The organism is Verrucomicrobiota bacterium (genome assembly GCA_016871675.1).
GTDB lineage: Bacteria > Verrucomicrobiota > Verrucomicrobiia > Limisphaerales > VHCN01 > VHCN01.
On record VHCN01000063.1, the window covers coordinates 1 to 20,355 of the forward strand.

23 protein-coding genes and 1 pseudogene are annotated in these 20,355 nt (G+C 66.1%); 16 read left to right on the plus strand and 8 right to left on the minus strand.

Annotation, left to right across the window (positions count from 1 at the left end; genetic code table 11):
• On the minus strand, positions 1–2,322 hold a 2,322-nt coding region (locus FJ386_12155), incomplete at its 3' end, for a PAS domain S-box protein (protein MBM3877457.1).
• A 165-nt stretch (positions 2,323–2,487) separates the two neighbouring features.
• Between FJ386_12155 and FJ386_12160 the strand changes: the two genes are divergently transcribed.
• From FJ386_12160 to FJ386_12205, 10 genes are all read left to right on the plus strand, one after another.
• Entirely contained in the window at positions 2,488–3,528 is a 1,041-nt protein-coding gene (locus FJ386_12160) for a MoxR family ATPase (protein ID MBM3877458.1), read from the plus strand.
• Positions 3,529–3,554: 26 nt separating this feature from the next.
• Positions 3,555–4,094 (plus strand): hypothetical protein, encoded by a 540-nt coding sequence (locus FJ386_12165; GenBank protein MBM3877459.1) that lies wholly within the window; start codon positions 3,555–3,557, stop codon positions 4,092–4,094.
• Positions 4,091–4,294 (plus strand): hypothetical protein, encoded by a 204-nt coding sequence (locus tag FJ386_12170; protein MBM3877460.1) that lies wholly within the window; start codon positions 4,091–4,093, stop codon positions 4,292–4,294. The genes FJ386_12165 and FJ386_12170 overlap by 4 nt, the downstream gene beginning before the upstream one ends.
• A 99-nt stretch (positions 4,295–4,393) precedes the next feature.
• On the plus strand, positions 4,394–4,621 hold the full coding sequence (locus FJ386_12175; protein ID MBM3877461.1) for a hypothetical protein: 228 nt from the start codon (positions 4,394–4,396) through the stop codon (positions 4,619–4,621).
• A gap of 6 nt (positions 4,622–4,627) precedes the next feature.
• The gene (locus FJ386_12180; protein MBM3877462.1) at positions 4,628–5,587 is read left to right on the plus strand and encodes a DUF58 domain-containing protein; all 960 of its coding nucleotides are present in this window, start codon (positions 4,628–4,630) and stop codon (positions 5,585–5,587) included.
• 154 nt (positions 5,588–5,741) lie between these two features.
• A complete protein-coding gene (locus FJ386_12185; GenBank protein MBM3877463.1) occupies positions 5,742–6,332 on the plus strand; it encodes a hypothetical protein in 591 nt (196 codons plus the stop codon).
• Entirely contained in the window at positions 6,329–7,333 is a 1,005-nt protein-coding gene (locus FJ386_12190) for a VWA domain-containing protein (GenBank protein MBM3877464.1), read from the plus strand. The genes FJ386_12185 and FJ386_12190 overlap by 4 nt, the downstream gene beginning before the upstream one ends.
• Complete coding sequence (locus tag FJ386_12195) at positions 7,255–9,276, plus strand: VWA domain-containing protein (GenBank protein ID MBM3877465.1); 2,022 nt, start codon at positions 7,255–7,257, stop codon at positions 9,274–9,276. The genes FJ386_12190 and FJ386_12195 overlap by 79 nt, the downstream gene beginning before the upstream one ends.
• On the plus strand, positions 9,269–11,059 hold the full coding sequence (locus FJ386_12200) for a protein BatD (GenBank protein ID MBM3877466.1): 1,791 nt from the start codon (positions 9,269–9,271) through the stop codon (positions 11,057–11,059). The genes FJ386_12195 and FJ386_12200 overlap by 8 nt, the downstream gene beginning before the upstream one ends.
• The gene (locus FJ386_12205; protein ID MBM3877467.1) at positions 11,056–11,847 is read left to right on the plus strand and encodes a tetratricopeptide repeat protein; all 792 of its coding nucleotides are present in this window, start codon (positions 11,056–11,058) and stop codon (positions 11,845–11,847) included. Before FJ386_12200 ends, FJ386_12205 begins: the two co-directional genes overlap by 4 nt.
• A gap of 14 nt (positions 11,848–11,861) precedes the next feature.
• Here the strand turns inward: FJ386_12205 and FJ386_12210 are convergent, their stop codons facing one another.
• Positions 11,862–12,875, minus strand: coding sequence for a hypothetical protein (locus FJ386_12210; GenBank protein MBM3877468.1), 1,014 nt, complete (start codon positions 12,873–12,875; stop codon positions 11,862–11,864).
• A gap of 5 nt (positions 12,876–12,880) precedes the next feature.
• Between FJ386_12210 and FJ386_12215 the strand changes: the two genes are divergently transcribed.
• The 4 genes and pseudogenes from FJ386_12215 to FJ386_12230 all read left to right on the plus strand — a co-directional run bounded on the left by FJ386_12215 (position 12,881) and on the right by FJ386_12230 (position 14,787).
• Positions 12,881–13,147 carry a hypothetical protein gene (locus tag FJ386_12215; GenBank protein ID MBM3877469.1) on the plus strand — a complete coding sequence of 89 codons (267 nt, stop codon included), beginning with the start codon at positions 12,881–12,883 and terminating at the stop codon, positions 13,145–13,147.
• Between the two features lie 9 nt (positions 13,148–13,156).
• Positions 13,157–14,164 carry a hypothetical protein gene (locus FJ386_12220; protein ID MBM3877470.1) on the plus strand — a complete coding sequence of 336 codons (1,008 nt, stop codon included), beginning with the start codon at positions 13,157–13,159 and terminating at the stop codon, positions 14,162–14,164.
• 221 nt (positions 14,165–14,385) lie between these two features.
• Positions 14,386–14,460 (plus strand): annotated as a pseudogene (locus FJ386_12225) (hypothetical protein).
• 18 nt (positions 14,461–14,478) lie between these two features.
• The gene (locus tag FJ386_12230; GenBank protein MBM3877471.1) at positions 14,479–14,787 is read left to right on the plus strand and encodes a TlpA family protein disulfide reductase; all 309 of its coding nucleotides are present in this window, start codon (positions 14,479–14,481) and stop codon (positions 14,785–14,787) included.
• 252 nt (positions 14,788–15,039) lie between these two features.
• Here the strand turns inward: FJ386_12230 and FJ386_12235 are convergent, their stop codons facing one another.
• From FJ386_12235 to FJ386_12250, 4 genes are all read right to left on the minus strand, one after another.
• Positions 15,040–15,663 carry a hypothetical protein gene (locus FJ386_12235; GenBank protein MBM3877472.1) on the minus strand — a complete coding sequence of 208 codons (624 nt, stop codon included), beginning with the start codon at positions 15,661–15,663 and terminating at the stop codon, positions 15,040–15,042.
• A gap of 137 nt (positions 15,664–15,800) precedes the next feature.
• Positions 15,801–16,421, minus strand: coding sequence for a hypothetical protein (locus FJ386_12240; GenBank protein MBM3877473.1), 621 nt, complete (start codon positions 16,419–16,421; stop codon positions 15,801–15,803).
• A gap of 40 nt (positions 16,422–16,461) precedes the next feature.
• A complete protein-coding gene (locus FJ386_12245; protein ID MBM3877474.1) occupies positions 16,462–16,848 on the minus strand; it encodes an iron-sulfur cluster assembly accessory protein in 387 nt (128 codons plus the stop codon).
• A 52-nt stretch (positions 16,849–16,900) separates the two neighbouring features.
• Positions 16,901–18,136, minus strand: a complete 1,236-nt coding sequence (locus FJ386_12250) for a phosphatidylserine/phosphatidylglycerophosphate/cardiolipin synthase family protein (protein MBM3877475.1) — start codon at positions 18,134–18,136, stop codon at positions 16,901–16,903.
• On the opposite strand from FJ386_12250, the gene FJ386_12255 reads away from it, so the two are divergent.
• A complete protein-coding gene (locus FJ386_12255; protein ID MBM3877476.1) occupies positions 17,958–19,124 on the plus strand; it encodes a sugar phosphate isomerase/epimerase in 1,167 nt (388 codons plus the stop codon). The genes FJ386_12250 and FJ386_12255 overlap by 179 nt on opposite strands.
• A gap of 18 nt (positions 19,125–19,142) precedes the next feature.
• Here FJ386_12255 and FJ386_12260 read toward each other — a convergent pair whose 3' ends face one another.
• Together FJ386_12260 and sixA are read right to left on the minus strand one after the other, a co-directional pair.
• Positions 19,143–19,517: a (2Fe-2S) ferredoxin domain-containing protein gene (locus FJ386_12260; protein ID MBM3877477.1), complete on the minus strand. Its 375-nt coding sequence runs from the start codon at positions 19,515–19,517 to the stop codon at positions 19,143–19,145.
• Between the two features lie 10 nt (positions 19,518–19,527).
• Positions 19,528–20,085: a phosphohistidine phosphatase SixA gene (sixA, locus tag FJ386_12265; GenBank protein ID MBM3877478.1), complete on the minus strand. Its 558-nt coding sequence runs from the start codon at positions 20,083–20,085 to the stop codon at positions 19,528–19,530.
• Positions 20,086–20,114: 29 nt separating this feature from the next.
• On the opposite strand from sixA, the gene FJ386_12270 reads away from it, so the two are divergent.
• On the plus strand, positions 20,115–20,355 hold a 241-nt coding region (locus FJ386_12270; GenBank protein MBM3877479.1), incomplete at its 3' end, for a transcriptional repressor.

Here is a 20,355-nt window from a genome sequence, read left to right on the forward strand (position 1 = left end):
GCAGTAGAGCTTGGCCAGCGAGAGGTTGCCGATGACGGCGGTCATGATGTTGTTGAAGTCGTGCGCGATGCCGCCGGCGAGCACGCCGACGGACTCGAGCTTGCTGGCCTTGAGCAATTCCTCGGTCGTGCGCTGCTCGGTGGTGATGTCGCGGAAGACCAGGACCGTGCCGATGATCTTGTTGGCCGCGTTCACCACCGGAGAACAGGAATACGCGATGGTGAGTTCGGCGGTGTCCTGCTGGAGCAACGCGACGCGGTTGTTCAGTTCGAGCACGCCCCCGGCCTCGAGCACTTTCGCGACGGGGTTCTCCTCCGGCTGGCGTGTCTTGACGGCGAGGATTCGAAACACGTCGCCGAGGGAACGCCCCATCACGTCGGCCTGCTTGGCGTGCGTGAGGTGCTCGGCCATCTTGTTGACGAGGATGACGCGGCCCGTGATGTCGGTGACCATCACCGCCTCCGCGATGGAACGCAGCGTGACGGCGAGGCGCTCGGTCTCCGCGGCGAGGGCGGCCTCGACGCGTTTGTTGGCGGTGACGTCGAGCGCGAGCGACGCGACGCCGACAATCTGCCCGCTCTTGTCGATGAGCGGCGTGTTATACCATTCGCAGATGATCAGGCGGCCGTCCTTGGTGATGTTCTCGTTGACGCTGCGGCGGCCGGTCCCGCGCGCACCGGCCTCGGACGCGCCCTTCGCGGGCGGCGAGAGGAGTTCCTCCCAGAGGCGTTTCACCGGGGCGCGGGCCTGGTCGGGCACGACGAGATCGAACGCGTGCCGCCCGATCGCCTCGCGGTCGGTGTAGCCGAAGATGCGCTCCGCCGCCGGGTTCCAGTCGGTGACTTGGAAATCCAGGTTCCACTCGATGACCGCCAGCGGCGTCTGCTCGACGTGCAGCGCGAGTTTGCGCTCGGAACGCAGGCGCGCCTCCTCGGCTTCCTTGCGGCCGGTGACGTCGACCATCGAGCCGATCATGCGCACGGGGACGCCCTGCTTGTTGTGGATGATGTAGCCGCGATCGATCACGTCCGCGAACGAACCGTCGCCCTTGCGGAAGCGATATTCATCGGCCCAGAATTCGCCGCCGGTCTGGATGGCCATGTCGCGGCCGTTGAGGATGCGGCGGCGGTCGTCGGGATGCAGGCGCTCCTTCCACCAGTCCATGTGGGGCCGGATGGTGGGCGGCGCGTAGCCGAACATGTGCTGCACCGCCTCGTTCCACGAGAGCTGGCTGGTCTCGAAATTCCAGTCCCAGATGGCGTCGTTCGTGGCGCGCTCGAGCAGGCGGTCGCGCTCCTGCAGTCGGCGAAGGTCGTCGGAGAGCTGGATCGCGCGGAACTTCGCGTGCGACTGCGACCACGTGATGAGGAACAGCAGCAGGTTGACGCCAAACCCCGCCAGCAGGACGACGAACGGCAGCCGGCTTTGAGACGCCGCCTCGAACGCCGGCAGCGCCGTGAACCGCAGCGTCCACGCCTGGTCCAGCGCCTGGATCGTGCGACGGGTGCGCAGCGCCCCATCGTCCGCAGCCGGCGCGGGCGGGGGCGGACGACGCTCGACGTGCATGGAATGCTCCGGCGTGGCAAACGCCCCGTCAAAGACCTCGACATCGATCGTCGGGACCTCGCGACGGCCGAAAACCCCGAGCAGCGGCCTGTCCACCGCGAACGTGCCGAACACCGAGCCTTGCAGCGCCGCGCGACGCTCCTCCACCGTGCCGACAGGCGCGTCCTTCTTGTAGACCGGCATGAAGACAACAAAGCCCGCCTCGCGATTTGTGCTCGTGCCGGCGATGACACCGACTCGGCCGCTGAGCGAGGCTCCGCCCGAGTCGCGGCTCTTCTCGATCGCCGCGCGCAACACCGGGTCAGCGCTCATGTCCTCGCCGAACGCCTGCGGCAGCAGTTCCTCGATCAAATTCGGATACACCGTCGGGAAATACTCCGCGCGCTCGCCCTCCGGCGTGATGCGATAGCCCGGCACGATCGTCCGCTGGCGCTCGAGATGCGCCGCCTTCTCCGCCGCCGGCACGCGTTCGACATACCCGAGCGAGCGGATGCCCGGCAGGTTGCGCGGCAGGTCGATCGCCACCATGTAATTGCGCCACGCGACCGCTTCGGGCGTGCCCGTGGCGAACAGCGCGCGAAGCGCGCGCAACTGCGCCTCGCAAAGCCGGAGCCGCTCCCGCAGGTCGTCGGTCATGGCCTCGACTTCCGCGTCGAAGCGCTCGCGCCCGCGGCTCTCCACCGCCTCGCGCACACGCTGGTAGGTCAGGACCGTGGGAATGACGGAAATGGCGAGCACGAGGTAGGGCGCCCCCATGCGCCTCAAGTGCCCGACCAACCCTGGCAGAAACTTGTTGGATGCCGTTGCCAACCCCTGAAATCGTCACGGATGCGCAAGGGGGTTTCAAACTTTTTCCCCGCGCGCCCGCGTTGAACGCAATTGCTTCCCCCGCTGTCCATCCGCCGTTAACATCGCACGCGCATGAGCACACCGCCCCCGATCCTCCCGCCCGCCGCGCCCCCGCCCACGGGCTACAGCGCCGGCATCGGCGCCATCAACGACGCCGTGCGCGAGGCCGGCGGCTTCGTCCAGCCCCTCTTCACCGAGATCAACAAGGTCATCGTCGGCCAGCGCTACCTCGTCGAGCGGCTCGTCATCGGTCTGCTCGCCAACGGCCATGTGCTGCTCGAGGGCGTGCCCGGCCTTGCCAAGACGCTCTCCGTCAAGTCGCTCGCCGCTTCGCTCAGCGTCAAGTTCGCGCGCCTGCAGTTCACACCCGACATGCTCCCCGCGGACGTCATCGGCACGCAGATTTACAACCCGCAGTCCGGCGGCTTCACCACGCGCAAGGGGCCGATCTTCGCCAACCTCATCCTCGCCGACGAAATCAACCGGGCCCCCGCCAAGGTGCAGAGCGCGCTCCTCGAGGCCATGCAGGAAAAGCAGGTCACCATCGGCGACACCACGTTCAAGCTCGAGGAACCCTTCCTCGTGCTCGCCACGCAGAATCCCATCGAGCAGGAAGGCACCTATCCGCTGCCCGAGGCGCAGGTGGACCGCTTCATGTTGAAGCTCAAGATCGGCTACCCGGCCCGCGACGAGGAGCGCCAGATCCTCGACCTCATGGCCCGCACCAGCGGACAACCCGTGGCCAGCGCCGTTGTGGACGCGAAATCCATCCTCGCCGCCCGCGCCGTCCTCAACGAACTCTACGTGGACGACAAGGTGAAGGACTACATCGTGGACCTCGTGTGTGCCACGCGCGACCCCGGCAGATACAAGATCAACGTGAAAGACTTCATCCAGCTTGGCGCCTCGCCCCGCGCGACCATCGCCCTGACCCTCACGGCCAAGGCCCACGCCTTCCTGCACGGGCGCGGCTACGTGACGCCGCAAGACGTGAAGAGCATCGCCATGGACGTGCTCCGCCACCGCGTCGCCATCACCTACGAGGCCGAGGCCGAGGACAAGACCAGCGAGCACGTCGTGCAGAAGATTCTGGATGAGCTTCCGGTGCCGTGAGCGTGAAAGCAACGGACCGATGAGGCATGCAAAACGAACTCGACATCGTCCGTGACGTCTCCGCCCGGTTGGAGGGAGCGGGCATCGGCTACATGCTCACCGGTTCGATGGCGATGAACTACTACGCCCAGCCACGCATGACGCGGGATATTGACGTGGTGGTCGAGCTTCGCCCGGCGGACGCGGCGCTGGTGGTGCAGGTGTTCAGCCCGGACTACTACGTCTCGCGCGAGGCGGTGGACAGCTCCATCGCGCGGGAATCCCTCTTCAACCTCATCCACAACGAGAGTGTCATCAAAGTGGACTTCATCGTGCGCAAGCAGAGCGCGTATCGGTTGGCGGAGTTCAACCGCCGCCAGCGGATCAAAATCGAGGACTTCGAGACGTGGATCGTCAGCAAGGAGGACTTGATCCTCTCGAAACTGTTTTGGGCGAAGGACTCGCACTCCGAGCTTCAGTTGCGTGACGTGAAGAACTTGGTTTCCACCGGTTTCGACCGCGCATACATCGAGCAGTGGACGGAGGAACTGGGCGCGACTAGCCTGTGGCACGAGATTGCACCATGACGGACACGGCTCCAGAAATCGCCGATCTGGTTCGCCAACGATTGATGGCGCGCTCCGGATCGGAGCGTTTCGTGATGGGGGTGCGGATGTTCGACGCGGCGCGCGCGGTCGTGCTGGCATCGCTGCCCACCGATTTGACGCCACTGGAACAGAAGCGACGACTCTACGAACGACTCTATGGCCAGCCCGTGCCCTTTTAACCGGCTCAAGACAGCCGAGGACAAGATGAGCGAAACCGTCGTGCAGAAGATTTTGGATGAACTGCCGGTGCCGTGAGTTAGTCTACAACATGAAACAACATGAACACACTCGAACTAAACCCTAATCAACTCGGCGATGACCTCGATTGGGAAGGCAACAATATTGCTATCCGTTGCCGTCTTTGTGACACAGTTTTCATTGTCAGCGCCTATGGAAGGGTCAATGGAGGCGAACGGGCTTGCCCGAAATGCGGCAAGACGAAGGGGTTTGTTAAGGGCGGGAAACTCAGCGGTGGCAAAGCGTCGATTCAATGGTCAACAGGTTGAAGGCCGATGATCCCGCGCGAGCTGCTCAAGAAAATCCGCCAGATCGAGATCCGCACGAACCGGCTCGTGTCCGAGACGCTCGCGGGCCAGTATCACAGCGTCTTCAAGGGGCAGGGCATGAACTTCGACGAGGTGCGCGAATATCAGCCCGGCGACGAGGTGCGGTTCATTGACTGGAACGTCACCGCCCGCATGAACCACCCGTTCATCAAGAAGTTCGTCGAGGAACGCGAGCTGACGGTGATGCTTCTTGTGGACCTCTCCGGCTCCGGGCTCTTCGGTTCCGCGGGACAGAGCAAGCGCGAGCTCGCCGCCGAGATCGCCTCCGTGCTCGCGTTCTCCGCCATCCGCAACAACGACAAGGTCGGCCTCATCCTCTTCACCGAGGAAATCGAGAAGTTCATCCCGCCCCGCAAGGGCCGGCGCCACGTGCTGCGGGTCATCCGCGAGATTCTCTTTCACAAGCCGCGCCGCAGCGGCACCGATCTCAAGGCCGCGCTCGACTTCCTCCAGCGTGTCAGCTCCCACCGGGCCATCGCGATCGTCGTGTCCGACTTCATCGAGCCACCGCGGTCGCCGCAGCGTTTCGGCAAGGCGGCGAAACCGCCGCGCATCGACGCGCCGCCGGAGCCGCTCTCGGCCGCGTCGCAGGTCGCGCTCCGGCAGTCGCACCGGCGGCACGATGTCGTGGCGGTGCAGATCACCGACCGTTACGAAGTGGAGCTGCCGGCGCTTGGCCGCCTCGTGCTCAAGGACGCCGAGACCGGCGAGGTGGTCGAGGTGAACACGGGCAACGCGCGTCAGCGCCAGCTCTTTGCCGAGCGGCAGGCGCTTGCGCAGGTCGAGTTGCGCCGTCTCTTCAACGCGCTCCGCATCGACGCCATCCAGCTCCGCACCGACGAGCCTTACGGGGCGGCGCTCGGCCGGTTTTTCGAAACCCGCGAGCGGCGCCGACGGCGCGGTTGAGTGAACACGGCCGCCCCGGAGGTGTCTCACGGCCAGAGTTCTGAGTTCAAAGTTCCAAGTTCAAAGTCCAGAGTCTCGTCGTCCTTGACGCGGCGTGTGATCGCCGGTCGCGGCGCGATCTCGAAACCTGAAACCCGAAACTCCCAGCGCTTCCGTGGCCGACACCAACACCGCTGTCATCCGGCCCGCGCCTGCGAATGCCGTCGCGACCACCAATGCCGCGGAGGACATCCGCGGCATCCGCCCGCCCGTCAACGTGCCGGGGGAATGGGCATGGCTCGGCTGGACGCTGGCAGCGCTCGCCGCGCTGGCGTTGCTCGTCCAGGCGTTGCGGAAGCTCGTCCCGCGCCTGCTCCATGCGCCGCCCCTTCCGGTCGTGCCGCCGCACGTCCGCGCCCGGGCGAAGCTTGCCGACGCGCTTGCGCTCCTGGGCGACCCGCGGCTGTTTTGCATCGCCGTGTCGGAGGTCACGCGCGTGTATCTCGAGGAGCGGTTCGACTTCCGCGCGCCGGAACGCACGACCGAGGAATTCCTCGCCGAGCTCCGCGCCACCGACCGGCTCACCGACGGCCAGAAGTTGAGCCTCGGAGATTTCCTGTCCCGCTGCGACCTGGTGAAATTCGCGAGATACGAACCCGCGCGGCCCGAACTCGAAGACCTCCACGCCGCCGCGCTCCGGCTGGTGGATGAAACCGCGCCTCAGTCCGCACCGGAGCCCCGCCAACCGCAACCCGCCACGCCGTGACGTTTTCCTTCGCCCATCCCTGGCTGCTGTTGCTGCTGCTCGCGCTGCCGTTGCTCGCGTGGCTCAAGGGCCGCCCCGGTCCCACGGCGGCCTTTCTCTTTTCATCCGTCGAGCTCGTCCAGGGACTCACCGCGCCAACCCACTCGCGCGCGGGCCGCGTGCTGAGACGGTTGCGGTGGCTTGCGCTCGCGTTGCTTGTGATCGCGCTCGCGCGCCCGCGGCTCGGCGAGGGCGAGGCCAAGGTCAGCGCCAGCGGCATCGACATCGTGTGCTGCATTGACCTTTCGCGCAGCATGGAGGCGGAGGACTTCAAGGACGAGGCCGGCCGGCAGACCAACCGCCTTTACGTCGCGAAGGCCACGATGCGCCGGTTTGTCGAGATGCGGCCCGGCGACCGGATTGGACTGATCGCGTTCGCGGGACGCGCCTACGTCGCGGCGCCGTTGACGCTCGATCACGAGTTCCTGCTGGCGAACCTCGACCGGCTCGGATTCGGCGGCATCGAGGAAGGCACCGCCATCGGCGCGGGCTTGACCGCCGCGCTCAACCGCCTCAGCGAGCTCAAGTCCAAGAGCAAGATCGTGATCCTCCTCACCGACGGCCAGAACAACAGCGGCAAGGTTCCGCCGCTCACCGCCGCCGAGGTCGCCGAGACGATGGGCGTCAAGGTTTACACCGTCGGCATCGGCACGCACGGCACCGCCCCGTGGCCGCGCACGGACCCGTTTGGGCGGCGGCAGTTTCTGCAGCTTCCGGTGGACATCGACGAGGACACGCTGAAGGAAATCTCGAAGAAGACCGGCGGCCGGTATTACCGCGCGACGAGCCTCAACGCGCTGTCGGAGGTGTATTCGGAAATCGACCGGCTTGAGAAAACGACCGTCGAGGTGAAGCGCTACCAGCGCTACCGCGAGCTGCTGCAATGGCCCGTCGGCACCGGCCTCGCGCTGCTCCTGCTCGAACTCGCGCTGGCCCACACCATCTGGAGGAAACTGCCGTGATCTTCGCCGCGCCCCATCTGCTTTGGTTGCTGCTGCTTGTGCCCGCGCTCGGGCTCTTCTTGTGGTGGTCCTGGCGCACCAAGCAGCGGCTCGTGGCGATGTTCGTCCACGCGCGGCTGCTCGACTTCCTCACGGTCGGCGTCTCGCACGCGCGCCAGCTCGCCAAACTCGCGCTGCTCGTCGCGGCCGTTGCCAGCCTCGTGCTCGCGCTCGCCCGGCCGATGTGGGGCTTCACGTGGGAGGAGGTCAAGCACCGCGGGCTGGACATCGTCGTCGCGATCGACACGTCGCACTCGATGCTCGCGGAGGACGTCCGCCCCAACCGCCTCGCCCGCGCGAAGCTCGCCGCGCTCGACTTGATGAAGGTCGCGAAGAACGACCGGCTCGCGCTGGTTGCGTTCGCCGGCTCCTCGTTTCTCCAATGCCCGCTCACGCTCGATGACTCGGCCTTCCGGCAGTGCGTGGACGCGCTCAGTGTGACCATCATCCCGCAGGGCGGCACCGCGCTCACCGAGGCGATCCAGACCGCGCTCACGGCCTACAAGGACGACAGCGACAACCACAAGATCCTCGTGCTCTTCACCGACGGAGAGGATCACGACGGCGGCGCGATCGAGGCCGCGAAAAAGGCGAACGAGAAGGGGCTGCGCATCTTCACCATCGGCATCGGCTCGCCAGACGGCGAGCTGCTGCGCGTGCCGGACGACAAGGGCAGGGCGGGCTTCCTGCGCGACGACAGCGGCAACGTCGTCAAGAGCCGCCTCAACGAGACGCTGCTTCAGCAGGTCGCCGGCGAGGCGCAGGGCTTCTACCTGAACCTCCGCGGCGTGAACACCATCGAGACGCTTTACGAGAAGGGACTCGCGCCCTTGCCCAAGTCCGACCTCGAGGCGAAGCTCCTGCGCCGGCATCACGAGCGTTTTTACTGGCCGCTCGCGCTCGGGATTGTTTTGCTGCTGATCGAAATGTTCCTGCCCGACCGACCCACCACCCGGCGCAACGCAACGCGCGACGATGCGGTGCGACCCGATGCCGTCGCGACGGGGGCCGGTTCGACGGTCGCGGTGGTTCTGCTCGCGCTCGCGGGCTTCTGGCCGCACGGCGCGTCCGCCTCGACGGCCAGCGCCTTGCGCGACTACGAGGCCGGCCGCTACGAGTCGGCGCTCAAGGAATACCAGCGGCTGCGCGAGAAGAAACCCGCGGACGCGCGCCTGCCCTTCAATGCGGGTGCGGCAGCGTATCAGGCCCAAAAGTTCGGCGAGGCGGCGAACCAGTTCCTCGCCTCCATCGGCTCCACCGACCCGCAGCTCCAGCAAAACGGCTACTACAACCTCGGCAACACGTTTTACCGCGCGGGCGAACCGCTCGATCAGAACAAGAAGATCGAGGCGTGGGAAACCTCCGTGAAACTCTTCGAGCAGGCGGTCACGATGAACCCGAAGGACAAGGACGCCGAGTTCAACCGCGACTTCGTGAAGAAAAAGCTCGAGCAATTCAAGCAACAACAGGAACAGCAAAAGGACTCCAAATCCAAGCCCGAGGACAAGGAACAGAAAAAGGACGACTCACAGAAACAGCCCGACAAACCCGGTCCGCAGCAGGAGCCGCCCAAGGACGGCAAGCAGGATCAGCCGAAGAAAGGCGACGACCAGAAGCAGCCCGGCAAACAGGACCAGGAACAGAAGCAACCCGGCGAACCCAAGCAGGACCCGCCGCAGCAGCAGCCGAAGGACGGGAAGGAAGGCGATTCCAAGAAGCAGGAGCAACCCGGCGACACCGACGGCGGGGCGAGTCCCGCGCAGGCCAAGCCGCGCGAAGGCCAGATGACTCCGCAGCAGGCGCAGCAGCTTCTCGATTCCCAGAAGGGCGAGGAGCGCGCGTTGATCTTCCTCCCGCCCGGCGCGAAGGGGAAGGCGCGTCCGCGGTTCTTCAAGGATTGGTAAGGAAGGAGAGTTCCAATTGCCAAAGGCCGATGACCAACTTCGGAAGCGGGAGCCGGCGCGATGGTCGCGCGAGTGGGTGGCGCTTGCGCTCATCGCGTTCCTTGTCGGGCGGGCCTTCGCGATCACGGCGGGGCTTGACCGCAACACGATCGCGCTCGGCGAGACGGCGACGCTCACGCTGACGTTCCCCGGCAACGCGCCGCGGTCCGTGCCCAAACTGCCGGAGGTGCCGGGGCTCGCGATCACCTTTGCGGGACAGTCCCGGCAGATTTCGATGGTGAACGGAGTCACCTCGTCCTCCATCACGCTCAGCTTCCACGTGCAAGGCCGGCAGCCGGGTGATCATGTCATCCCGTCGTTCCCGATCGAGCTGGAGTCGGGCAAACAGAACACGCCAGCGATGCCGATCAAGGTTCTCCCGCGCGGCGAGCGCACAGCCGTCTCGTCGGAGATGGACAAGCTTGCGTTCGTGAGGCTCGTGCCGTCGCGCAAGGAATGTTACCTCGGCGAAATCTTCCCCATCGAGGTGCAGCTTTATTACGCGGCGGGCCGCGACATCCAGCTCCCGAACCTCCGCTGCGAGGGCTTCACCGTCGGCAAGATGGTCGGCGAGCAATCCGCCGTGCCGATGAACGGCGCGCTCTACAACCTCGTGCGATTCCGCACGCTCGTCACGCCCGTCAAGACCGGCAAGCTCCCGCTCGGCCCCGCCGAGTGCCAGCTCATGGTGCAGTTGCGGGCGCAGGACTTCTTCGGCTTCCGGCTCCAGCAATATTCGCCGCAGAGCGAGGCCGTGGAAATCAACGTGCTGCCGCTGCCCGAGGCGGGACGACCCGCGGACTTCAGCGGCGCAGTGGGCCAGTTCGACTTCACTTACGCCGCCGGCCCGACAAACGTGCAGGTCGGCGATCCCATCACCGTGAGAATCCGGATCACCGGCCGGGGCGCGCTCGATCAGGTGCCCGTGCCGTCACTCGGCGAGTGGCGCGACTTCAAGACTTACCCGCCGGCGGTAAAGGTGGACATGTCCGACCCGCTTTCCGTGATGGGAGTGAAGAACCTCGAGCAGGTCGTGATGCCGCAGAACACCGGCATCCGCGAACTGCCGCCCGTGGCGCTGAGTTTCTTCGATCCCGAACAGAAGGCCTACCGGACCATCAACCGCGCCGCCATTCCCGTCACCGTCAAGGCCGGCGCGGGCGGCGCGCAGCAGCCCACCGTGGTGCTTCCGGGGAAGTCCGGCGACCCCGGCCCCGCAGCCGCGGTGGACATCGTCCACATCAAGCCGCACCTCGGCGCGGCCGCGTCCGCACAGTCGCTGCTCTTGACGAAGCCGTGGTTTCTCGCGTTGCAATCCCTGCCGCTCTCCGCGTGGCTCGGCTTGCTCGTGTGGCGTCGTCGCGAGGAGAGGCTGGCGAACAACCCGCGTTTGCGCCGGCAGCGCGAAGTCGCGCGCGTGCTCGCGGCAGGCCTCGATGAACTTCGAGCGCACGCCGGCGCGAACAAGCCCGCGGAGTTTCACGCGACCGTCTTCCGGCTCCTGCAGGAGCAACTCGGCGAGCGCCTCGACCTGCCCGCGTCGGCCATCACGCAATCGGTGATCGAGGAACGCCTGCGGCCCGCGGGTGTGGATGACGCCACGCTCGCCGTGGTGCGTGAGTTGTTCGAGTCGTGCGACCGCGCGCGGTTCTCGGGGGGGCAGGACGGCGCGAGCCTCGCGGTGCTCGTGCCGAAGGTGGAATCCGTCTTCGATCTACTCCGCAAGGTGGAGGACAGGCGATGAAGCGCGGAAGGGAGGCGCCGGGTATTGCGCCGTTGATTGCGGCTGCGGTGCTTTGGGTTCAGTGGTCCGCCGCCGCAGTGCCCGGACCCACGGCGGACTTTGAGGCGGCGAACAAGCTGTTCGAGCAGGGCCGGTTTGCCGAGGCGGCGGCCGGATACGAGCGGCTCCTCGCGTCCGGGCAGCATTCCGCCGCGCTGCACTTCAACCTGGGCAACGCGCGGTTCCGCTCGGGCAGGCTGGGACCGGCCATCGTCGCCTATCGCGAGGCGGAACTGCTTGCGCCGCGCGACCCGGACGTGCGCGCGAACCTGCAATTCGCCCGCAACCGCGCCGCCGGCGGAGTCGCCGACGCGCCCGCCCTGTGGCACCGGGCGCTCACGACTCTCTCGGTCGATGAATGGACCGCGCTCGCCGCGGTCTGCCTGTGGCTTTTCCTGCTGCCGCTCGCCGCCGCCCAATGGCGTCCGCGGGCGCAGGGGTCGCTCCGGCCGTTCGCGTGCGGGGCGGCGGTCGCGCTGGTCGCGGTTGGAGCGTGCCTCGCGGCCTCGCTGCACATCCGGCTTGGCTCGCCCACGGCGGTGGTCACGCGGCCCGAGGTCAATGTGCGCTACGGTCCGGTCGAGGAATCGAAGACGTCATTCACGCTGCGCGACGGCACGGAGGTGCGGGTGATCGGCCGCAAGGAAGACTGGCTGCAGGTGCTCGATGCTTCGCGTCGATCGGGTTGGGTGAAAGACTCGCTGGTGACAGAATTTCCACAACGGCCGGCAGGCGCCAAGCGCGGCTGAACCGGGCCGCCCCGTCACTTCGCCAGCGCCGTGATGTAACGGTGAAGGCGGTTGGATTCCTCCGAGTGCTCGAGACGCGTGTAGATGTGGTGGAGGTTCGAACACATCCGCAGGAGGATTTTCCGCGGGCTCACGGCCGACAGATAGCCCTCGTAGAACTCGTGCCCTGTGTTGATGAGGAGCTTGATGCAGTCCGCGCGCGTGAGCAACCGTCCGCGATGAAACGGGTCGATGTAGAGATCGCCGCGCGTGCTTTGGAAGCGGCAGAGGAAATGTCCCGGCAACCCGACGCCCGCGACGGGCAGGCGCAGGCGGCGCGCGATGGCGATGTAAACGAGGCAGAGGCTGATCGGGTTGCCCCGCCGCCGGTCCAGCACGCAGTTGAGGTAGCTGTTCTCCGGGTCGAAGTAGTTCTGCTCGTTCCCGCTGAAGCCGAGGTGCGCAAAGAGATACTGGTTGATCGTCGTGAGCATCTGGTCCGCGGGCGCTCCGAAGTCGATGCGCACCTTCAAGTCGCCCGCGTAGCTGTCGAGCAGCGCCTGATACGCGGTGGTGTTGATGGCCGGGTATTGCGTCTGCGCGAGCAGCCACGCCCCGAGTTCCGCGTCGAGATCCTCGCCGCGCGTGAGGCAAAAGGCGACGAACTCGTTGTCCGCCGATTCGCGATCGAAGTGTTCCACGATCTCCGCCGCGCGCCGCCGCAGCACCGCGTCGCTGCTCAACCGGTGCGGGCGCATCCAGTCGCGCATCGCGGGGCCGTGCGAGAGAATCTTGGCGCGGATGATCTGGTGGATGTTCGGGTCGTCATCCGCAAGCAGCGTGAGCAGCGCGGCCTTCTGGCTCTCGGTCAAAGGAGGCTGCGGTGCGGTGGCGACCGTCGGGTTCATCGGGATGACGCGCCGACTGTTGCACGAACGCACGCGGGATGCAACGTGCAACACGGGCGCACCTCCGCGACGGCCGGATGCGCGACTGGATGCGCCCGCGCCGGTTTCGTATTGCCACCGGCGCAGCTTGCGCCTACACATGCCGCATGAGTTCCCGACTGCTCTGCGCAAGCCCGGCAGTTTTCCTTGCGCTCGCCTTGCACGCCTCCTCCACGGATGCGAACGCAGCCGACGCCTCGGCCCGCGCGCAATTCGCGGAACTCCACGCGCTCATCAAGCCCCGCGTCGCGGAGCAGAAGTGGGAGCAAATCCCGTGGCTCACCAGTCTCTGGGAAGCCCGGCAGAAAGCCGCGCGCGAGGGCAAGCCCATCCTGCTGTGGGAAATGGACGGCCATCCGCTCGGGTGCACTTGAAACAACGGCGTGGCGGGCCGTGCGCTCGCCTTTTCGGACACGGAGATCCTTCGCATGGCGCGCGAGGACTTCATCGCGGTCGCCGCGGACGACTGGTATCAGCGCCGTCGACAGGATGCCGAGGGCCGGTTCTTCCTCGGCGTCGCCGAGCAGGGCCCGCGCAAGGGTGCGGGCGGCTCGACAAGGCAGGGCATCTACGCGCTGACCGCCGCGGGCAAACTGCTCGCGTATCGAAACGCCGGCCAGAATCCCGACGTGATGCGCGAGGTCATCACGGATGCGCATCGCACATGGAAGTCCCTCCCCGAATCCGAGCGCAAGCCCGGCACCGTGCAGATCGGCGACCACGGCCCGGTGGACGCGCGCTTCACGCGGATGCCGCCCGAGAACGGGCTGATCGTGCGCGTCTCCGCGCGGCTCCTGGACCGCGGCGCGGACGGTGGATTCAAGGACGCCGCGTGTGAAACCGGCCGCGGCGACGAGGCGTCGCGCGATCATCTTTGGATCACCGAGGCGGAATGGAAATCACTCGTGCCCGCCTCGCCCCGTGCCGGGGGCAAGGTGCCGGTGCCCGTGGGCCTCGCGGCGCGCATTGCGCGGTTCCACCTCGTGGATCACACGCGCGGCGAGCCGAACTTCTGGAGCGCGGAGGAAGTGCGATTGAATCAACTCTCGCTCATCATGGAGGAGGTTGGACCGACGCGAATCACATTCCGCGTCGAGGGCGCCGTGCTGCTCACGACCGACGCCGACTTCGCAAAGGCTCAGCGCGGCTTCGATGCACGCGTGTCCGGCTGGCTGGAGTTTGACCGCGAACGCAAGGCCTTCACGCGATTTGACCTCGTGGCCGTGGGCGACCATTGGGGGCGAGGAACCTACACCGGACCGGCCCGACCCGGACGGACCCCGCTCGGGCTCGCGTTTGAACTGACAGAGGGCAAATCGCCCGCCGAGCGGGTCGCGCCTCAGGCCGCGCGTGACGTGTCGGGTTACTTCGCCGCCGGACCCCGCAACTAACCGATGTCCCGTGTGTTGAACGAACAGTCACACCATCCTGTCCTAGGAAGAACCGCCCGCGAACCCAACACCTCCAACACATGAATGCTTCACTAGTCTCCCTGCGCCGCTTCACCGCCACGCTGCCGCTCGTCGCCGCGCTCACGCTCGGCTGGACGCGTGGTGCCTTCGCCCAGGACAAGCCGGCCATCGGCAAGCCCGCGCCCGAGATCTCGGCCAAAGACCTCAACGGCAAGGATCTCACGCTCTCGAGTTTCAAAGGCAAGGTCGTGCTGCTGGATTTCTGGGGTGACTGGTGACCGCCCTGCCGCGCGATGTATGCGCATGAGCGGTCGCTCATGGAACGCATGAAGAACCGTCCGTTCACGATTGTAGGCGTCAACAGCGACAGCGGCACCAAAGGGCAGGATGCGGTGAAAAAGAACAACCTGAACTGGCCGTCCTTCGTCGATTCCGCGCGCGGGCGCCGTGACATCTCGGACGCGTGGGCCGTCGAAGGCTGGCCGACGCTCTACCTCATCGACCACAAGGGAGTCATCCGTGAGAAATGGGTCGGCTCGCCCGGCGACAAGGTGCTCGACGCGAAGGTCGAGCAATACGTCAAGCAAGCCGAGGGACAATGAGGGGTTGTAACAAGACGAGAAACCGGTGGCCGGGTCACGGCCACCGGGGGTGTCTCGTCGAGCGGAGGTTAGGCCAGGAATGGCGTAGTCCGCCTTGGGTGGTTGTGGGTAGGACTTTCTGCCCTCGCCATGAAGGCGAGTGCGGGAGGTGAAGTAACATGCCGCGCCGCGGAGCGACTGGACTGTTGCTTCTGAGACATGCGCCTTTCTCAGCAAGGCCCTTGCCAGTGGGAACTCGATCATTGCGACTGGTCAGTCCCGCCCGGGGCGCGGTTCCGGCTGGCTCGCTTCCCGGACATCACCCTCGAAGAGAACTCTGCGCTTCTCAATTGTCATCACGGTCTTGTTTGCCAGTGAGAGAACTTCGAGCGTCTCCCAACCCGTCAGGTTCCAGCCCGCCACGGCGTGGCGAAAGAAGTGCCACGAGTCCATGGTGTTGGGAGGCGGCAGGAATTCGATCAGACCGCCCGGGAGGGCACCGAGTTCACGTTGGAGGATCGGCTGCACATGGTTCCAGTCGTGGTCATTGAACAAGAACCGCGCCCGAAATCGTCGCCCCCGAAACTGCCGCGCCATCGCAGCGTCCCTGATAGTGATGAGCGGTTCAGTCGGGTCTTCGGCCGTATGAAGCAGCAGCGCCGGCGGGCGAAACTGCGCCCGGATGCGCGTCTGGTTTGTCAACGCGATCACCGCGTCCAGCAGCGTCGGCGAAGCATTCGTCAGCACCGCACGCGCCTCACGGAAGAAGTAGAACTCGTCCGTCGCGCCGGGCATCAGCACCAGCGCCTTCACGGTTGAATTCGACCGGAGGGACCCGAGCAGAACCTCGGCCACGTTCGTTCGGTTGAGTTCGTCCACCGCCGCCGCGAGCGGCATCGATGCGAGCGCGCCAGTCCAGGATTCCGACGCCGGACCGCCCGGCGCCGAGCACGAAGCTCCCGCCAGGAGGATTCCCGCCGTCGCTGCGATGCTTCGGAAAAACCCGGCTGACATTCCGCCGCTGGTTCCTGCGTTCACAAGGTCAATTCCACCATCCGCCCTTGAAGCTGGGCAGACCATCGGCCCGCGAAACTCAACACGCGATGAATTCGCTCCACCGCGTCAAGCGCCTGCGACTTGTTGCGTTCGTCCGGCAATCCACGCGGTGCCTCGTCCCACGCTGGATTGAGCGCGGCGAGTCCGGCCTCGGCTGCATCGCGCAGACTCGCGACTTTCGTTTGGAGTGCCCGGAGGTGTTCGGTGCAATCGAGGGCGCGCTGCATGGACTGCACCTTGAGCAACGGTGAACTCGCCGCGGACTTCTCGCGCAGCACGACCTCGGAATGTCGAAGCGCTTCGCCCACCTCGACAAACACCCCGCCCAATTCAGGCGGAACCGACTGAATGCAACTCCCGGTCACCCTGCCCTCCAACGCCAGCAAGTGTTGAAGCCGCTCCTTCGTGTCGGACAGGCAGCGCATCGCGGAATTCAACCCGGCGAACCGCGCCTCGGCCGCGCGGCGCTCCATTTCCCCGGCTTCGTGAAACCGGTCGGGATGATTCGCCGCGCCCATCGACTGGAACTTCAACTTCAACGCGTTCACTTCCAGCCACGGGCGGCGCGGCTCACCGAGGAGGGCGAAGTAATCAGTCATGCTCGCTTCCCAATCGGAGTCGACGCCGGCGCAAGCGCGGTCACGCGCTGAAGCTCTCGCCACACGAGCACGACGTCGCCGCGTTCGGGTTCTTCACCTTGAATCCGCCGTCCTGCAGCGCCTCCACGTAATCCAGTTCGCTGCCGGTCACATACAACGCGCTTTTCGGGTCCACCACCACGCGCACGCCCGCGGTCTCCACGAGGATGTCGCGGTTCTGCGGACGGTCCTGCAAATCCATTTTGTATTGCAGCCCCGAACAACCGCCGCCGACCACCGCCACCCGCAACACGCCGTCGGCGCGGCCCTGCTTTGTGAGGAGTGAACTCACCTTCTTCGCGGCGCCGGCCGTGAGCTTGATCAGGCGCTCGTCGCCGACGCGAAACGATGGCGCATTCCCCGCCGGCGTTGTTTTTCCAGCCATCATGCGCGGCGAAGCTACTTCCCGCCGCGCCCACCGTCAACGCGCGGCCCTCGGATCACCGCAAGTCGCGCATCTGCATCCGCGCGATGCGCGGATCGAGGCGCGCGACGACGAAGTGGGCGAACCGCTCCTTCAACTTTTCCCAGACCGAACGCGATCGCCGCCACGTCGCCGGGTCGATGCGCTGAGCATGCTTGAGGTCTTCCGCAAAGATCGCGCGCGCGCCGTCCGCTACGCCGGGGTCGCGCACGCGCACGAGGAACTCGTAGTTGATGTTCAAACTGCGCGCGTCGAGGTTCGCCGAGCCCACGTAAGCCGAGTCGTCCACGATGAACAACTTCGCGTGCAGGATTTGCGGCTGATACTCGTAGATTTCCACGCCCGCGCCGAGCAGGCCCTGATACAGCCCGCGACAGGCGAGCTGCGAGATCGGCACGTCCGACTTTCCCGCCATCAGCAACTGCACGCGCCCGCCGCGCTTCACCACCCCTGCCAGCTCGTGCCGAAGCACCCATGTCGGCGAGAAGTAGGCCGACGCGATCCGCACGTCGCGCGCGCGCCGGATGTCCTGCCCCATCAGCCTCCGGATCGGATTGCGCCCGCGCCCCGGCCCCGTGAGGAGCAGATCGCCGTCCGGCGTGGACACGCACCGCTTCACCTCGGTCTTGCGCAGTCGCGCGAAAAGCTGCTGCCGAAACTCCGCGCGCACGAACGACTCGTCGAACGCCGCCGCCAGCTCGCGCGCGAGCGGCCCGCGCAGCTCCATCCCGTGATCACACCAGCCGCGCTCCACGCCGTCGCCCTCGTATTCAGGCGCGATGTTGAAGCCGCCGATGATCGCCACGCGCTCGTCGCACACGAGCGACTTGCGATGATTGCGAATCGTCACCCGGAACATCTGCACCGGGTTGAACCACCGGAACTCCCCCCCCGCATCCGTGAGCGGTTCCCAGAAACGCCTCTCCAAGTCCGACGAACCCAGCGCGTCCACCAGCACCTGCACGCGCGCGCCGCGCTTGCGCGCCTCCACCAGCGCCGCAAGAAAACGCTCCCCGACCGGCGACGCCGCGAAGATGTAAGTCTCCAAGCGCACCGACTCGCGCGCCGCGCGGATGGCGCCGAGCATCGCCGCAACAGCCTCGTCGCCCGTGCGCAACCACCGGTGCGGCGTGTCGTTCCCCTGTTTCACGAGCAAGACCCTAGCGGCACGCGCGCTCGCCAGCAACACAACCCACTTGCAAATCTCCTTCCACCACCTCGCCAAATCCCCTTCCATTCCTCCCATCCACATGAACCTCAAGCTCGGCTTCGACAATTATGCCCTGCGCGCCTTCGGCTGGAAGGCTCCCCAACTCGTCGATCACGCGGCCGGGCTTGGGCTCGATGCACTGCTGCTCTCCGACCTCGAAGTCTTTGATCGCCGCGACGACGCATCGCTCCGCGACCTCGGCCGCCGCGCGCGCGACCTCGGCCTCGAATTGCACGCCGGCATGCTCAGCATCTGCCCGTCGTCGGTGCTGTTCGACCCGCGCCGCGGCACCGCTTGCTCGCAACTGCGCGAAACAATCCGCGTCGCAAGTCTCGTCGGCTCGCCTGTCGCGCGCTGCGTGCTCGGCAAGGTGGACGATCGCCGCCGCCGCGGCGGCATCCGTGCGCGCATCGCCGAGACCGTCAAAGTCCTTCGTGGCGTCCGCACGTTCGCGATCGATCGCGGCATCAAGGTCGCCGTTGAAAACCACGCCGGCGACATGCAATCGCACGAACTCGTCGCGCTCATCGAGGGGGCCGGCACGGACTTCGTCGGCGCCACGCTCGACACCGGCAACGCAACGTGGGCGCTCGAACACCCGGCCACGGTCCTCGAAAACCTCGCGCCGCACGCGCTGACGACAGGCATTCGCGACTCCGCACTTTGGGAAACGACTGAAGGCGCCATGCTTCAATGGACCGCGATGGGCGACGGCGCGGTGGATTGGAATCCGTTCTTCGCCCGCTTCGCCACGCTCTGTCCCGAAGTGCCGGTCATCCTCGAAACAATCTCCGGGCGGCCGATCCCGATTCCATTCTTGCGCGACGACTTTTGGGGAGCCTACGAGGACGCCCGCCCGCGCGAGTTCGCCCGTTTCATGGGACTGCTTCGTGGCGGAAAGCCTCGCAAACCGTTTCGCCCGGACGGGGGCGCGACGAGAGTCCGGACCGAGCAGCGGCAGCAGAAATCTGAACTCGAACGCAGCATCCGCTACTGCCGCGAAGCGCTCGGACTCGGCCGGCGGAAATGAGCCGGCCCGGGTCGCGCGTCAATGTCCGCCCGCGCGCAGCGGATTCTTCGCGAAGATGAACTCCTCAACCGGCCGCCCGCCGATGAGATGCTCCTGGATGATCCGCTCGAGCGCTTCCGGCGTGCACGAGTGATACCACGTGCCCTCGGGATACACCACGGCCACCGGCCCGCGCGCGCACACCTGGAGGCAGTTGGCCTTCGTGCGATACACAAGCGCCTGCGAGCCGACCAGCCCGAGCTCCTTGAGCCGGCGTTTGAGAAAATCCCACGACGCGATTCCCGCTTCCTTCTCACAGCACTTCGGGTTCGTCTGGTCCGCGCAAAGGAAGATGTGGCGGTGGAACTTCTCCACGCCCATCTCTCTCACCGTCGTTCGCAGCGTGTCGTCCATGAATCGTCGTTCAAAGTCCCAGCGCTTTCGGCGTGATCAGGAGCTTGAGACAACCGGTGCGGCGGTCGATCAAGTCCACGCACGCGACCGCGCCCTTCGAGAACTCAAACGCCGACGGCCGCGACACCCCCAGCATCGCACGGACGCGCTCCGACAACGTGGGTTCGTGTCCGACGAGCAGCACACGCTTCGCGTCGGGCAACGTCGCCAGCCAGACTTCGAATTCGTTTGGGGACGTCTCGTTCCGAAGCGCATCCACGGACTCCGCGCGGACTCGCGAGGCGGAGTCCATCGCGTCGAGCAGCAACCGGGCCGTCTCGCGCGCCCGAACGAGCGGGCTCGTGTAGGCCGCATCGAACAAGATCCCCGCCTTCGCCAGAAACTTGCCCAGTTCCTCCGCCTGCTCGCAACCGTGCGGCGAGAGCGGCCGGCGGGCATCGTCGCTGCCCGGCAGGGCATCAGCGTGCCGGAGGAAGTAGAGCTTCACGCCGCCATGATGGCGGCTCACCAGCCGCGGGCAAGCTTTCGCCGGGTTTAATGGATTTAGAATAATTCTAAATCTTGACAGCCCGCCCCCTCCACCGTCAGGGTCCTCGCATGGCGACGAACCACAAACCTGTCCCTGCCGGCGCTGAACTCAATGAACGACTCGCCCACAGCGGCCTTCGGCTTACGCCGCAACGCCAACGGGTGCACGGCGTGTTGCTGGAAAAAATGGACCACCCCACTGCCGACATGGTCTTCATGCGCGCCAAGGCGAAGATGCCGGAAATCTCGATGGCGACGGTTTACAACTGCCTCGATGCCCTCGTGCAGTGCGGCATGGTCCGCCAGGTGA

Coding starts and splice junctions, on each gene's coding strand:
- FJ386_12160 (MBM3877458.1), top strand. CDS start 2,488: ATGAGCACACCGCCCCCGATCCTCCCGCCCGCCGCGCCCCCGCCCACG.
- FJ386_12165 (MBM3877459.1), top strand. CDS start 3,555: ATGCAAAACGAACTCGACATCGTCCGTGACGTCTCCGCCCGGTTGGAG.
- FJ386_12170 (MBM3877460.1), top strand. CDS start 4,091: ATGACGGACACGGCTCCAGAAATCGCCGATCTGGTTCGCCAACGATTG.
- FJ386_12175 (MBM3877461.1), top strand. CDS start 4,394: ATGAACACACTCGAACTAAACCCTAATCAACTCGGCGATGACCTCGAT.
- FJ386_12180 (MBM3877462.1), top strand. CDS start 4,628: ATGATCCCGCGCGAGCTGCTCAAGAAAATCCGCCAGATCGAGATCCGC.
- FJ386_12195 (MBM3877465.1), top strand. CDS start 7,255: ATGGCCCGTCGGCACCGGCCTCGCGCTGCTCCTGCTCGAACTCGCGCT.
- FJ386_12205 (MBM3877467.1), top strand. CDS start 11,056: ATGAAGCGCGGAAGGGAGGCGCCGGGTATTGCGCCGTTGATTGCGGCT.
- FJ386_12210 (MBM3877468.1), bottom strand. CDS start 12,875: ATGTGTAGGCGCAAGCTGCGCCGGTGGCAATACGAAACCGGCGCGGGC.
- FJ386_12215 (MBM3877469.1), top strand. CDS start 12,881: ATGAGTTCCCGACTGCTCTGCGCAAGCCCGGCAGTTTTCCTTGCGCTC.
- FJ386_12230 (MBM3877471.1), top strand. CDS start 14,479: ATGTATGCGCATGAGCGGTCGCTCATGGAACGCATGAAGAACCGTCCG.
- FJ386_12235 (MBM3877472.1), bottom strand. CDS start 15,663: ATGCCGCTCGCGGCGGCGGTGGACGAACTCAACCGAACGAACGTGGCC.
- FJ386_12240 (MBM3877473.1), bottom strand. CDS start 16,421: ATGACTGATTACTTCGCCCTCCTCGGTGAGCCGCGCCGCCCGTGGCTG.
- FJ386_12245 (MBM3877474.1), bottom strand. CDS start 16,848: ATGATGGCTGGAAAAACAACGCCGGCGGGGAATGCGCCATCGTTTCGC.
- FJ386_12255 (MBM3877476.1), top strand. CDS start 17,958: ATGGCGCCGAGCATCGCCGCAACAGCCTCGTCGCCCGTGCGCAACCAC.
- FJ386_12250 (MBM3877475.1), bottom strand. CDS start 18,136: ATGTGGATGGGAGGAATGGAAGGGGATTTGGCGAGGTGGTGGAAGGAG.
- FJ386_12260 (MBM3877477.1), bottom strand. CDS start 19,517: ATGGACGACACGCTGCGAACGACGGTGAGAGAGATGGGCGTGGAGAAG.